13 protein-coding genes are annotated in these 14069 nt (G+C 36.9%); 8 read left to right on the top strand and 5 right to left on the bottom strand.

Features of this window, described 5'->3' with window-relative positions; genetic code table 11:
- On the top strand, positions 1-1440 hold the full coding sequence (cap4, locus tag MSMAS_RS02860) for a CD-NTase-associated endodeoxyribonuclease Cap4 (RefSeq protein ID WP_048046306.1): 1440 nt from the start codon (positions 1-3) through the stop codon (positions 1438-1440).
- Positions 1422-1775 (top strand): hypothetical protein, encoded by a 354-nt coding sequence (locus tag MSMAS_RS02855; protein ID WP_048046305.1) that lies wholly within the window; start codon positions 1422-1424, stop codon positions 1773-1775. Before cap4 ends, MSMAS_RS02855 begins: the two co-directional genes overlap by 19 nt.
- 270 nt (positions 1776-2045) lie before the next feature.
- Here the strand turns inward: MSMAS_RS02855 and MSMAS_RS02850 are convergent, their stop codons facing one another.
- From MSMAS_RS02850 to MSMAS_RS02835, 4 genes are all read right to left on the bottom strand, one after another.
- On the bottom strand, positions 2046-2993 hold the full coding sequence (locus tag MSMAS_RS02850; RefSeq protein ID WP_052728053.1) for a tyrosine-type recombinase/integrase: 948 nt from the start codon (positions 2991-2993) through the stop codon (positions 2046-2048).
- A gap of 241 nt (positions 2994-3234) precedes the next feature.
- Complete coding sequence (locus tag MSMAS_RS02845; protein WP_230633334.1) at positions 3235-4110, bottom strand: tetratricopeptide repeat protein; 876 nt, start codon at positions 4108-4110, stop codon at positions 3235-3237.
- A gap of 295 nt (positions 4111-4405) precedes the next feature.
- Complete coding sequence (locus MSMAS_RS02840; protein WP_011032717.1) at positions 4406-5506, bottom strand: RNA-guided endonuclease InsQ/TnpB family protein; 1101 nt, start codon at positions 5504-5506, stop codon at positions 4406-4408.
- Positions 5507-6045: 539 nt separating this feature from the next.
- Positions 6046-6411 (bottom strand): hypothetical protein, encoded by a 366-nt coding sequence (locus MSMAS_RS02835; RefSeq protein ID WP_011032718.1) that lies wholly within the window; start codon positions 6409-6411, stop codon positions 6046-6048.
- 572 nt (positions 6412-6983) lie between these two features.
- On the opposite strand from MSMAS_RS02835, the gene MSMAS_RS02830 reads away from it, so the two are divergent.
- From MSMAS_RS02830 to MSMAS_RS02810, 6 genes are all read left to right on the top strand, one after another.
- On the top strand, positions 6984-7880 hold the full coding sequence (locus MSMAS_RS02830) for an ATP-grasp fold amidoligase family protein (protein ID WP_230633333.1): 897 nt from the start codon (positions 6984-6986) through the stop codon (positions 7878-7880).
- 576 nt (positions 7881-8456) lie between these two features.
- Complete coding sequence (locus MSMAS_RS02825) at positions 8457-9032, top strand: metallophosphoesterase family protein (RefSeq protein ID WP_011032720.1); 576 nt, start codon at positions 8457-8459, stop codon at positions 9030-9032.
- A gap of 661 nt (positions 9033-9693) precedes the next feature.
- On the top strand, positions 9694-10593 hold the full coding sequence (locus MSMAS_RS02820; protein WP_327036118.1) for a DHH family phosphoesterase: 900 nt from the start codon (positions 9694-9696) through the stop codon (positions 10591-10593).
- 127 nt (positions 10594-10720) lie between these two features.
- Entirely contained in the window at positions 10721-10900 is a 180-nt protein-coding gene (locus MSMAS_RS18560; protein ID WP_054869727.1) for a hypothetical protein, read from the top strand.
- Between the two features lie 164 nt (positions 10901-11064).
- Positions 11065-11472: a DUF1699 family protein gene (locus tag MSMAS_RS02815; RefSeq protein WP_011032722.1), complete on the top strand. Its 408-nt coding sequence runs from the start codon at positions 11065-11067 to the stop codon at positions 11470-11472.
- Positions 11473-12076: 604 nt separating this feature from the next.
- Entirely contained in the window at positions 12077-12322 is a 246-nt protein-coding gene (locus MSMAS_RS02810) for a ChaB family protein (protein WP_011032723.1), read from the top strand.
- A gap of 666 nt (positions 12323-12988) precedes the next feature.
- On the opposite strand, the gene MSMAS_RS02805 is transcribed toward MSMAS_RS02810, so the two are convergent.
- The gene (locus MSMAS_RS02805; protein ID WP_011032724.1) at positions 12989-13396 is read right to left on the bottom strand and encodes a DUF1699 family protein; all 408 of its coding nucleotides are present in this window, start codon (positions 13394-13396) and stop codon (positions 12989-12991) included.
- Positions 13397-14069 lie beyond the last annotated feature (673 nt).

Here is a 14069-nt window from a genome sequence, read left to right as displayed (position 1 = left end):
ATGGGATGTAATAATGAGTCCAAAACAGTATCACTTTTGGAACCCGAATCACGAGGAGGAGACATAGCTTCATCAGGGTTTGAGTTCCAAGAGAATTATTTAGTAACAAAGATACCCCATTTTCTTTCATTTCAAGGTTTTACCGTTTTGACCTATGAATCCATCGGAGATATCGAAGTAAAATATTTTGCTCCAGGAGTAGGTGAAAAAATTGAGGCTTTTGAAGTAAAGGATCACAATGTAACACCAAAAGAGTTTTGGGAGGAAATGGAAAGATTTCAGAAGATCAATTCAGAAAATTCCGATTTATATTTGTGGTTTACACTTGTCTCACCTAGCATATCTAAAGAAATTCACCCTTTAATTAACGGTTTAAGAAGAATTCGTAGTCCATATAATTTTTATCCCGAAAACTCAAGTATCATTGAAAGTTCATATGAAGCTTTTAAAGATATTGTACTTGGCATGGACAAAGATGAAAAAATGGCCGATTTTCTCTTTAGAAAGGTACTCTTTGATTCAAACTGGAATCCTCATGAACAAGTTGTTGGAGTCTTTTTGGGGGAGTTTTTTAAAAATTTTCCACACTACAAAATACTTCCGAGTGAAATTGAAAACATATATTCTAATTTATTTAAACTTATAAAGTCCAGAAAAAATGAGCCTATCTACCGAATGGAATTGGAGAAACAAATTCTGGATACAATTAAAGAAAAATCTCAAATTACCTCAAAACCAATTGTAATCAACACTTTAATTAAAAATAAAAATAAAAGAGAAAAAGAGCTTTGCTTCAATTGGGAGTCTTTTTTTGGTTGGAACGGGAAAAAATATCCCCCAACTAAGCAGTGGAATGAAATTTTGATTTCGGAACTCGAAGAAACGAAAAGATGGATTTCACACAATTATGATCTAAAAGAAATACATTTACTTGGAAATCGTAGAATTTCTACATCTCTAGCTTTAGGATTTGTTTTTTCAGCTGTATCAGGATATTCGTTGGAACTAAAAATCAGGGATAACCTCTTTAGAACAGATTCTCACCCCAACGATTCAACACCAGAATATCCATTATCTTCTAGTTTTGAAAATAAACAAAGTGATAGGTTAGCGATTGCTATAGGAATTATGAAAGATATTAAAGAGGAAGTAACCAATTACTTATCAGTGGAAGGAAATAGAAATGAATCAATATTAACTATAACTTCAGATCAGCCAATAACTTCAGACAGACAAGCAAACCTAGCTGTGAGGGAAATAAAAAAGTTAATATCTGACACCTTGGTTGAAGGGGATTTTGAAACTATAGATCTATTTTTTGCAGGTCCGTCTATTCTAGCATTATTTTTGGGGCATAGAATGAACGCAACAGCTAAGATCCAGTGTTACGAGTGGATAAGACCTAATAAGTATGTGCCAACATGTCTTCTAAATGGCTAAAATGTTACTTTCTGGGTTTATCATCAAATAGGAATTATGTCAATATACTTGAAATCCTCAAAAGGTCTCCTGAAAACAAGCTTTCAAGAATCCAACTTTTCAAAAAACTTAAAGATGAATATAAACCAGTAAGGGAACTAAAAGGAAAAGATGAGCGAAAACTAACTGGTGGGGTTCTTACAAAACTAATCTCAAGCCTAATTGAGTGGGGCCTAGTTGAGGAAGGATATAAAAAAGGAAGCAAAAAGGAAAAAGAGTATATGATCACAGAGGATGGATTATTTGCGTTGAAATTTATGAAATCCCAAGGTGACAAAATTAACCTTTCTTTCTAATCGGTAATTCATGCAGTTATTTTCTAAGACGTCCCATTCTTGTCAGTTACGGCATCTATGATCAGTTATCATGAGCATCTTTGGTTCATTTCCTAGGGCATCCCTGGTTCATCTCATGGGGCATCCTTGGTTCATTCCTAGGGCATTCTTGTTCTCATTAGTTACGGCATCCCAGTTTTTGTTGATGAGGCATCCCGTATCATCTTGCTAGGACATCCATTATTTTCCTCTGATCCGTTGCTGGTGTGGCTTCCTGAACTATAGTATGAATTACTCTATATTTCGTGTACCGTTAGCCTTGAAAACGATATCATCTAGATCCGTACCTGATAGGTGAACGTATACTCCAGGCATATCGGAATCAGGTGTCCATCCAAAGTAGGTGCATAGCTGGGATGGGGTCATGTATGATGCCATGTACGTTGCCCTGGAATGTCGGAACTGATGTGGATTGACATTTTTTTTAACTCCAGCTCGTGTGGCAATTTTCTGCAGCTGTGACCGTATAGTGTAGTATGTTACAGTTTCCCACTTTCCATCCCGCTTTCCGATGACGATCCATAGAGGTGCATGTGGGTTCTCTTTTTCAGGGTGTTTCTCTATCCATGCCAGCATGTACGGGACCGAGAATACGGTTCTTATTCTCCTCATGCCTGTTTTTCCTGAGATGAATATTACTGCACCTTTTTCGTCAGGTTGAAATGATCCAATTTTCATGCTGGCAAGTTCTCCTATCCTCAGCCCTGCATCCCACAGTAGTGCGATCATGGCTCGGTCTCGTGGGTTCCATGCCTGCCCTATCATTCTCTGCACTTCATCTTCAGTAATAAGTTCGGTTGGGAGCTTCCGTTTATGGCGCGGTATTTTTGTGTGCACCCATGTGAGCTCTTTCCCGAATTGCCATTTGTAGATAATGCGTAGAATTATTTTTCGATCATGCTTAGTCCAGTCTTTCAGATCCGATCTCTCCAGCTTTCCGACATACCTTTTGAGATCCTGCTCTGTTACGGTATCGAAGTCTTTTCCTATATCCAAGAATATTCTTTTCATACTGGAGATGTATTTAGCGACCCTGTGGTCTGTCATTCCTTGAGCGTACAGCTCTTCAAGAAAAGTTAGAATTATCTCTTTATTTTTTTTAGACATTTCGCATTTTTGCAGTTGTGATATTCGATGTTCTATATCTAGGCCGTACAGTTCCCGTTCTTTTTTTGGCATATGCAGGCCCCTCCTCTCGATTTCGTTGTGTGGAGGTTATCAAATCCCTACATACGAGTTGATATCTGAAGCCCAAATCGATAGCAGTAAGCAGGTTCAAATCCCTCCCGAGGCTCTTTTCTTTTTTTGTTTTTCATATTAAAGGATCAGACTTCGAGAGTATTTTTTAGTGGAAAAATCTCATAAATTCAAAAAATGAAATTTAATTCTCGTTCGTACACTCCAATATAACACTGTCAGATTAACCAATTTTCTTTAATTTTTCGAGTGTCCTCTTCACTCCCGCCCTGGGATTAAGTTTCAATGCGGTTTCAAAATGCTTTATCGCTTCTGCATTATTTCCCTGCAAAAGGGATATTTCCCCCAGAACCCTGTGGATTTTTGACCTGGTATCCCTGTCAGAGAACCTTTTCAATCCTTTTTCCAGAGGAACTATAAGGTCAACATACTCTTGAGGGTCGGTACTTTCAGAGAGCTCTGATTTTAACCCATTAAGTGCTTCAAGAAATTCGATATCATTTCCAGAATTGATGCAGTCATGCCAGTATAGTTTAGAATCAAGGAAAGTCCCTTCGAAGGTGTAGCGGTAAGTCCTATTCTTATCGTGTATCAGATACAGGGCTTTTCTTTTAGTATCAAAACGGTAGCTTTTTGCCCAGTTAAGCTCGGCTCCTATAGTTTCAGGCACTTTTTTCCACAATAGTTTTCTGTTCTTTATATCAAAGAAAAAAAGTTTGCAGCTATCCGACTTGCTGGTACTTTCCAGAGCCTGACAAACAGCAAAACGCCCATCATCTGAAATTCCGGCAGAACCCAGATTTGCCCTGCACCTTTGTTTTATCAGAGTTTCTCCATCAGAATTAATTACGTGGAATACGCCATACATGCCCTTGGAGGTCAGGTCGCTGAGTATAAACACTCCCGAGTTTGAAACCATTCCATTATCAGGGTGCCTCATCTTAGCCTGAAGTTTTATCTTCCCTCGATCCAGCAAAATGTATTTTCCGTTGTCACCTGAACTTTTCCACGCTAAAATGAACCTACCTTTTGATGACTGATGATATTCCCCTGTAAACTCACCTATTGATATAGAAGTGCCGTTTGTAGAATAATTCAATTTGGGGGATTTTTGAGAGTGTTTTACTTTATTTTTAAAAAAGTCAACCAAACCCATATTGTGAACACCGGAAACATGTATATTAATCAAAAACTATTCAGGTATAAACATCTGATTCTTTATAATGTTTCTGAATCTGATCGTTTTCTATTTCCTTTTTTTAGCCAGTTCCCGGAACTTTCTGGAGTTTTCCTGAAATATAAAAGCTCCTCAGGCCTTTAGTGCAGAACTCGTGCGGTAGAATTGAGAAGTCAATTACCCCTGAGCTAAAGACTCAGGGGCTTGTAACTAACCGTTAAATGGTTGCTACGTTTGGGTTATTGACAGAAACCCTACTCAGGCAAGATATACCTGCTTGAGCAATGTTCAAAGCGGCATTAAGATCAGCATGTATCTGAAAACCACAATCTCTACAATGGTAAGAACTACCGTTCCGGTTACTCTTCCGAATATCTCCACATTTGGAGCATTTCTGAGAAGAGAAACGAGGATCAACATAGATAACTCTCTTACCAAGAGTTTCCACTTTGTACTCAAGGAACTGAGCAAGCTGATAGAAAGCCCAAGAATTAAGCTTCCGGTTGAAGGCTTTACCCTTCCGGTTCTGAACTCTAATGCTTGTCAGATCTTCGAGTGCAAAGATGTCAAAGGGCATATTAACAATGGTTTTCGAGATGCAGTGATTAGTATCAGTCACGAACCGTCTTTCTTTTCGACTGATCTTCCGAAGAAGACGTTTAGCCGACTTAGTGCCTTTGGACTGCAATTGTTTACGGAGATGTGCATATTTGCCTCTAACATTTTTAATCTGATTTCCATTAAAGAAAACATTGTTAGAGCAAACTGCAATATTCACGATACCTCTATCAATTCCGAGAACTTTATTTCCAGATGGTTCAGGAGATTCTGTTCTGAAAATTACATGCAGAAAAAAAGCACCTTTAATGGCATCATATTTCAAAGTAGAACTTCTGACTTCCCAATTAACATACTCTTGATAATATCCAGGAATATTGAAAGTCGCTTTAACTCTTCCATTAATAGTAGCAATGCTCACTCTCCCGTATTGCAGGTAATAGGTAATTACCCTCTGATTATATCTAATGGAAGAGAATGGTTTGGCTACTGGAAGGAGTTTAAGTTCAACTCCTTTAAGAGCCTCACACGCGATGTCTCTTGCACCTTGAACAAGAGAAGAAGGGAGTTCTGGATACTTTTCTCGGATGTCTTTATAGGTAGCGTGATGGATAGATACCTTGCTGTGGGTTTTGTGTTCAAAGCCATATTTAGCGACTTCGTTAAACACAGTGTTAAAAAGAGTAATGGTTTTTTTGAGGTATTCTTTATCTTCCTCAGAAACACTGAGTTTAAGTTTAATCGTTCTATCCACATTCATGTATTAATGCCAATAGATTATATACTTGAAGGAAGTGTAAAAGCGGGAAGTTAACGGCATTACTCCCTAAGCTAAAGACTTAGGGGTTTCCTGCCTTCTTTCTATGAATAAGGTTAACCTGTAAATATAAAAAATAAAGGACAGAGAAAACAACAGGGCTGGGAAAAAGAAAAGAAGAAAAAAAGCTAAAAAAGAGTAGGGAAAGAAAAACCAACCAAGAGGGCTGAAAAGAAGAAAAAGTTTAATAAAACTAAAAAGAAGAAGAAGAAGAAGAAGTCAATTAATAAAAATAAAAAGAAGAAGTCAATTAATAAAAATAAAAAGAAGAAGTCAATTAATAAAAATAAAAAGAAGAAGTCAATTAATAAAAATAAAAAGAAGAAGTCAATTAATAGAAATAAAAAAAAGAAAAAAGTAAATAAACAGAACTGATTTTTAAGTTCTGCATTTTCATGCCCAGAAGATCTCGAACTTAACCCTGATTTGCCTGAGTATTAAAAATAAGGGTGAACCAGGGAACAAAGTTTAGAGATGCCTGTTCAGTCTCCCTCTTCTTCAGCTTCAGGGTTCATAAACTCTTCAAAGCACGTAAGACATATACACTTATCGTCGGGGGATACCTCTTTAAAGTCCACTTTGAGACAGCCCGGCTTTACGATTCCCATCCTTAACATATAGAAGTGCTCACCGAATTCTACCGGCTGACCGCATCTCGAACATAAGAAGGGTGGATTCTCAACCGAGTCAGCTGCACACTCTATACATATCAGATCGGACTTATCCCCGTGAACGTCCTGGAATTTTATTGGTTTCATGTCCTGGCTGGTATCCACTACCAGCACGTCCTCCATCAGTTCCCGACCGCAAATATTACAAAATTCTTTTATTTTTTCGCCTCCCTTCATTATGTCGCCTCTATTCCAGATAGATTCTCAAAAAATCTCTTGTCAAGCCCTTAAAAGGTATTAGTTTCCCCGTTTTTCACTTAAGTATCACCTATTTTCCAGGCCCATATATTGTTTATATCAAAACAGATATTTAAAAATATTGATATTTTAATCTGTTGTCACTTAATTCAGTATTTTCATTATTAGAGTTCATCTATATCTTGTAGAAACTTTAAGCAGAAGTTTTTCAGAAATCAAGGTTGCAGTTTAAGCTCCGAATACTGCCCTTCAATGGACCGTCAATAGTTTATGCATCAAGAATTAATTCGAGTTTCTTGCTGCCGAGTTCATTTGTACTTATTAAAATTTGGGATATGTTCGCGATTAAGAGGGAGGTTAATAATTTCAGGAAGATATTTTATGAGTTCACCCCCACATATGATTTTTTAGAAATTTAATGGCCGTAATCTATATACGTGTGATGCCTAAATTAAGTATCTTGGAAAGTCTAAAGACACCGAAATGACCCTCCATTTAAGGAGTGGAATGATATGAAAAAGCATGAATTTATCAAGTATGCTAAAAAATCGATGACACATCCACTGATGATTATTTCTGCCATGAATTATTATGGATTGTTAAAATGGTTGCCGGACAAAACACTTTTAGAAATTGATTTTAAAGCCCGCCACGGCAAAAAACTTGATCTGGACAATCCGGTTACATATAATGAAAAACTCCAGTGGCTTAAATTATATGATAGAGATCCCGTCTATTCGCAAATGGTGGACAAGTATGAAGTCTATCAATACGTATCCAAAAAAATTGGTAAAAAGTATTTGATACCTCTACTGGGAATATGGGATAGTGCAGATGATATCGAGTTTGATAAACTGCCGGATCAATTTGTTCTTAAACCCACTCATGACTCAGGATGTTGCGTGATCTGTACAGATAAAGAAACATTTTCCCGGAATAAGGCAATTAAAAAACTAAATGCAGCCCTTCACCGTAATTATTATTATTCGGGACGTGAATGGCCATATAAAGATGTAAAACCGCGTGTTATCGCCCAGAAATACATTGTAGATGAGTCCGGGTATGAATTGAAGGATTACAAAATATTTTGTTTCGATGGTGTGCCGAAACTGATTCATGTGGATTTCAACAGGTTCACGGATAATCATCAAAGGAATATTTACACTCCCTCGTGGGAATATGTCCCAATGTCGATCCTGTATCCAACATCACCTGAGACAAAAGTTGAGAAACCGGTTGTCCTGAAAGAAATGCTGACTATTGCAAAAAATCTCTCCGCAGGAATACCGCATGTACGTGTTGATCTTTATGTAGTCGGCGAGAAAATCTATTTTGGTGAACTGACTTTTTATCATGACAGTGGGCACACAACGTTCAATCCTCCCGAGTGGGACGAAACCATGGGTTCATGGATCAGGTTGCCAGGGAAGGTCAAGACTGCTAATTAACACAGACATAACAATTTTTCCTTATTTTTTGGATAAATTCAAAAAATATGGTAAATTTAAGAGAAAAAACAGAATGAGACGATTTCCCAGTTTCCCACCGTTATTTCAACTGGAAAAAATAAAATAAATTTGGAGTTAAAAGAAGGAAAATTGAGTCTTAAATTATAAATTGAGGCTTATTTCTAATTTTTTTGATTTACTTTGTCCCTGAGACTGACAAGGTCCAGGTTCAAATCCCTCCCGAGGCTCTTTTCTTTTTTTATTTCATACATTTTAAAGTCTATTTTTAATGAAATAATTGAAAAAACCAGCTGAACTTAAAAAATAAACTTATATTTAGAGTTGAGAACACAATAGAATTAAAAAAATCCTGTTAATAAAAATATGATTTTTATCCGACCCCGGTTTTTGAATTACAGCTCTATAGGGATTAATTTGCATTCATTCCATCCACTAACAGAATTCTGGCTTATGTACAGTTTTGACAAAACAGTTCAAGTTTGTATATTTATTCTGGAATTTATTATGAAATCTTTATTTATAATTAAAAATCATTATATATCTGGTGATCTCTGTATGTGTCAATCCGAAGTCTACGTGGCAGCAGATCTATACCTCGGATATAACAACATTATAAGGCGCAACAATCGCCCATTTATGAACGTGGAAGAAATGAATAAATTGTTGCTCAGGAACTGGAACGATACCGTTTGCTCTGACGATATCGTTTATTTCCTGGGCGACATATCTTATGGAGAAAGCGCAAAAAACATAGATTACTGGTTAAAACGTCTGTCAGGAAATATTGTATTTATAAAAGGAGACTATGATTTCTCTGACGAAATAGAATTCCTGCTGGATTATGTGAATGTAGACATTGGCGGCAGGCACTTCTGCCTTGTACATAACCCTGCAGATGCTCCGGAAGATTTTGACGGCTGGATAATCCACGCACACAATTACAGCCACGATCTTCAAAAGCACCCCTTTGTGGACCGCGAAAGGAAAACAATAAATATCTCAATGGAGGCTACAGAGTATCGCCCTGTATCGTTTACTGAGATAGAAGGAGTTGTTTCCTGGGCTGAGTCAATCTACTCGAGGCCGGACTACCTGGCTACCTATGAAGTCCCTGAAATTATGCAGGATTAAACAAACAATATTTTTAAACATTTATTGAGACCAGTTTATTTATAAACTATATTTGAAAGGATTCCGGAGCTGTAAAAGCGCCTGCAACAGGAATCCATTCCATATTTCTTATTGAGCCGATTTCAAAAATGAGGTTAAGTCAGACTTCCTACCGGGCTCATTACTTGATTGGTGATCTCGTTTAAGATGTGAGGAGTGATCTCATTTAATACTCGACTTGATGAGTGATCTCATTTAATTATACATTTTCTTATCATTCATTGTTTCCGGAAGAAAACGCTTGCATCAACTCTCCGGAAAGCCGGCACGAATCCTTAATCAGCATATTACCTTCCGTTCTTAAAACGGCATCATTGTTTGCGCGCCTGCTTTTATTTTTAACCGTCTCTAAGATAAAATTCGCACCTCACATCTGCAGATCCTAATCAGCATCTTCAAATCTGAAATTTAAAATCTACAAACCTGAAATTTAAAACTGTACAGGATTCTCCGCTTGCTCAATATCTTTATCAGTAATGAGAGTAATGTTTTTCCTTCCCCGAGTAGTTTGAACGGTTATGATATAGCTTTTTTCAGCTCGAAAGGTTAGAAAATAGTATTATGGAATAAAACAGCAATAGAAAATACGATATATTGAGGACATACTGTAAAACAAGGGGGAATAAAAATAACCGATAACAAATGTACCGTTTTAATTTATTACCATGATGATAATGACGGATGCTGTTCGGCTGCAGTGGCTGGAAATATCTATGACCGGAATGAATTTGCCATAAAGTTCGTTGCTATAAATTACGGTAAAGAGTCATGGAATGAGGAAGAAATAAGGGCAGCAGAAAAGGTATGGCTTCTTGACTTCACAAGCGATAAAATGGAAGAATTCGCAGAGGTTTGCGGGTCCAAGCTGATATGGATAGATCACCACAGGACAGCTATGGAGAAATTTCCGGACCTGTGGACTTCGGAAAGCATTCCTGGAATAAGGTCCATTGAAAAGGCAGCCTGTGTACTTACATGGGAGTACACGCATCCAGATCATGTTTCACCTCCTGAAGCTGTCGCCTATATCGGGGATAAGGACATGTGGAGGTTTGAATACCCTGAGACCAGAGCTTTCAGTGCAGGCTTCAGTCTGATGGTAAAAACCCCTGATGACCCATTATGGGACATGCTTCTCGGTTCCGGATATAAAGAAACCGTAAACAGAATGATATCAATTGGTGAATTACTCCTGGAATCCCAGAATTACAAGCTTCAGAAAGCATTTGACCGGGGAGTGGATTATACTTTTCATAACTGGAAAGCTAGGCTTGTTAACACCACAGGGAATATTTCCGAACTTGGAGAATTTATATACAGGAAGCCTGAATATGATATTGCCGTAATGTGGCAGGCTGTAGAGGACATGATAGTATTCAGCCTGAGGTCTGACTCGGGAAATCCGGACTCACCCGATTGTGCCAAAATTGCTCAGCAGTATGGCGGTGGAGGACATAAGAACGCAGCCGGGTTCCAGAAAAAGAATATAGATTTTCCAGGCCTGCTTTTTAGTCAGGTCTGAAAATTGGAATTTACTCATTTTTTCAGGCTTAAAAAGAGAATAACTCATTATATAGGTTTCAAGGCTATCGATTTTAAAACTATCAATTTTAAAAAACTAACATTTTAAACCATTCTTTTTTATTTTCGTGCCTGACCCTGAGATTGTTTTTCCTCAGCCTGAATGGACAGGAAAGCCTGATGAAAATCTGAAGCTGAAAGAAGTATTGATCAAAATAAATTTATCAGTTGTGGGAAAAAATTATAGCATGAAAAAGAATAGAAATCGAGAGGAGAATAAAAGGGAAATAATACTAAATAGTCTCTAATACCTGCTTTTGACTTCAAATATCAATTAAACAAATATAATATGGATGATCTCCCAGGAATACTATCTAAATAATATTAGCTTAATGAGATAACTATTTATAATAAGTGTATGTACTTTATATCAAAGAACAATCAAAAAAGAACCTGACAGTGGGGGAAAAATATGAGAATACGAGTAGTAAGTTCAAGAGAAGAAATCTTTACACTTAATCCGAATGAGCGACTTGTTCACCTGGCATTCAGGCCGTCCAACAAAGATATCTTTGGACTGGTTGAAACCTGTCCGAAGATTGAGGTAATTCAGTTACCAAAATCGTATATGGCTACTGTCTCAAAGTCCATAGAAATGTTCCTTCAGATGCAGAGGGTTCAGCTCATAGAAGGGGACGTCTGGGGACACAGAAAGGACATAAACGAATATTATGCAATTCCGTCCTCAGTGATTGAAAAAATCAAGGAAATGAAAAATGAAGGAAAAGCTGCTGAGGAGATTGAGAAAAAAATTGCACGGGAAAGCAAGCTTAACCCCGGGATGGTCGCTTATATCATGAACAAAGAAGCTTCTTTCTGAGTTCAAATGCGAAAAAAGCTGGTGAGTCTCTTACTGGGGACTGGATAGACAGCAGCGTGCAGGCCTTATGTCATCCGGTCTCCAGCTTAAATTGATTTATTAATTCTGTATCCCTGATTGAGTGACTGAGATTGCCAGAGTACATATCCAGGCCGTTTGCTTTGAAATTTTCAGTATTAAGAAATATTATTCGAGGGGATGATTTTTGATATAATTAATTTAAAATAATTTATGTTATTTATTATAGATTGGAGTTGGGAAGTAGAGGGGTACAATCTACCACATAAAGAATCACCTGGGGGTCGCTGATCCTTCTTCAAATCCACATGCTTGGGGGAGCATATATTGATTTGGAGACTGTATTGGGGGATACGGCAAGGATACAGTGCCTCTGGGTTTCTTCTTACTATTTTTGTGAAGCCCTATCAAATTTTGTCAAACCCTATCAAATACTTTTTTTTGATTGTTTCATCATAACCTGATGCTCTAAGGGACCTGTTAATAGTCCTGACCGCATCCCATGCTCAATTAAGTAATAAAAATGACCGCAGAACCGCAAGAATGTTTTTAAAAAATAGTCTCCTGCAGAAAATGGGGGAAACAAATGCCGGAGAAACAAATACCATATAAAAATAATTCTGAACTTCCAGACAGTGTGAAAGATAATCTGCCCGGGCACGGCCAGGATATTTATAGAGAAGCTTATAACAGTGCGTGGGAAGAATATAAAGACCCTTCGGAAAGAAAAAGGGATTCTTCAAGGGAAGAAACGGCACACAGGGTTGCCTGGAGTGCGGTTAAAAAGAAATATGAAAAGAATTCTGAAGGTAACTGGGTAGAAAAGGACTGAAATTTGATATTCAAATTTATAATCGGTTTTTGGAATTCCGGTTTAGTTTCTGGGATTTTAGTTGTTTATAGAATGGAGGTTTTCTTTCAGGGCAGTCTCCTTTAGAAAAAGGTAAAAAAGATTTATCATACAATTCTTTTATCCATTAACTTGGACCACTCATTCGTTCTCAGAATCACACAATTTTATTTATCCACAGATACAGCATTTTCAGATCACGAACTCCACCATATTCGACTTAATCTACCTCGGAAAAAACTGTAGATTGCGGGAATATCCAGTACAGAAAGCACATCTGTAACTACCACATTCAGTCCTCCTTGAATACTTTGGTCCTCCCTGAATACTTTAATCCTTTCTGAATACTTCAGATCTTAAGCTTTTTTCCTTCCAGTAAACTGTTACTTTTTCAAGATTAGGGAAATTAAATATTCACCATAACAGGGGGTTTAAAAAAGAAGTATTATAAAACTGATGCCAACAAGAATAAAAAAGTAATTAAAAATAAAAAGTAGTAAAAATAAAGTGATAATAAAAATTTAAAAGTAATAAAGCGTTATGAGGTTGCACTTAAAAAGTAACACAAAATGAAAAAATAATAAAATTACAAAGCAATAAAAATTAAAAGAAAAATGAAATGGGAGCCTTAAAATAAACTTTTGAGGCTCAGGCACTGACATCCTTTCTGAGGATGTAAGCAACCATTTCGGGGTTAAGTTTGCTCTCCCTTGAGACTTTTTCTTCAATAGCCTCAGTGGATTTGCCTTCAACCTTCAATTCCCTTATCTCCTCAATTATAGAGGAAGGAATGCGATAATATTCGTTTATGTCTTTTCTGTGTCCCCAGACATCTCCTTCTATGAGCTGAATGCGCTGCATTTCAAGGAACATCTCTATGGACTTCGACACCGTGCGCCTGTAAGATTTAGGAAGCTGTATTACCTCAATCTTCGGGCAGTTCTCAACCAAAGAGAAAATATCTTTGTTTGAAGGCCTGAATGCCAGGTGAACTATTCTTTCGTTGGGATTCAATGTAAATATTTCTTCTCTAGAACTCACAACCCTTATTTTCAAAGTTTGTCCTCCCGATCTATTGATTTTTTTTCATCTGAAGATAAAAAATTCTTCATTAAATATTTTTCTATAACTACATGATTTATTTGTAAAGAACTAGTATTTACATACTTTCTTTTAGTTTTGGCAGTTTTCAGATATATTTATATAAACGATATCTAGTGCCCCACTTAGTTAAACATACTAAATAAATAGAGAATACTACATTCTGAAAACCATGGGGAGTAAAACTAAGAAAAAACCAGAATATAGTGAAATTTTATTTCTTTTGTCACAGGTCAGGGCATCTATAATATTTTACCGCGTATTGATGCAAACTCTGGATAAACCCCTGTATTTTATGAAAACTCTCACGGTATGTGAAGTATTACTGAGGTTCTCGAGAGAAGTTCAACCCTCCAGAAAGTAGTTACTCAATATTTACTAGAGACAGGTCCCCCAATATAAGAGACAACTGCCTCATTAAATAGACATAAATGTCATGCTATAGACAGGCAACTATAGATAGGCAACTTTTGATAATAAACAGGCAAATAGGAGATATATGATTAAATAGCCGGATTATCCGATCTAACTTAATCACGTTTAATCACGTATTTTCCGGCTGAAACTCAATTAATTATAATAGTTTTCGTATTTATGAATCAAATTTTCTAAACCATCTGAATACTCT

The sequence above is a fragment of the Methanosarcina mazei S-6 genome (assembly GCF_000970205.1).
Lineage (GTDB): Archaea > Halobacteriota > Methanosarcinia > Methanosarcinales > Methanosarcinaceae > Methanosarcina > Methanosarcina mazei.
Note: the sequence above shows the minus strand (reverse complement) of the source record. Positions and strands in the feature narration are given on the sequence as shown.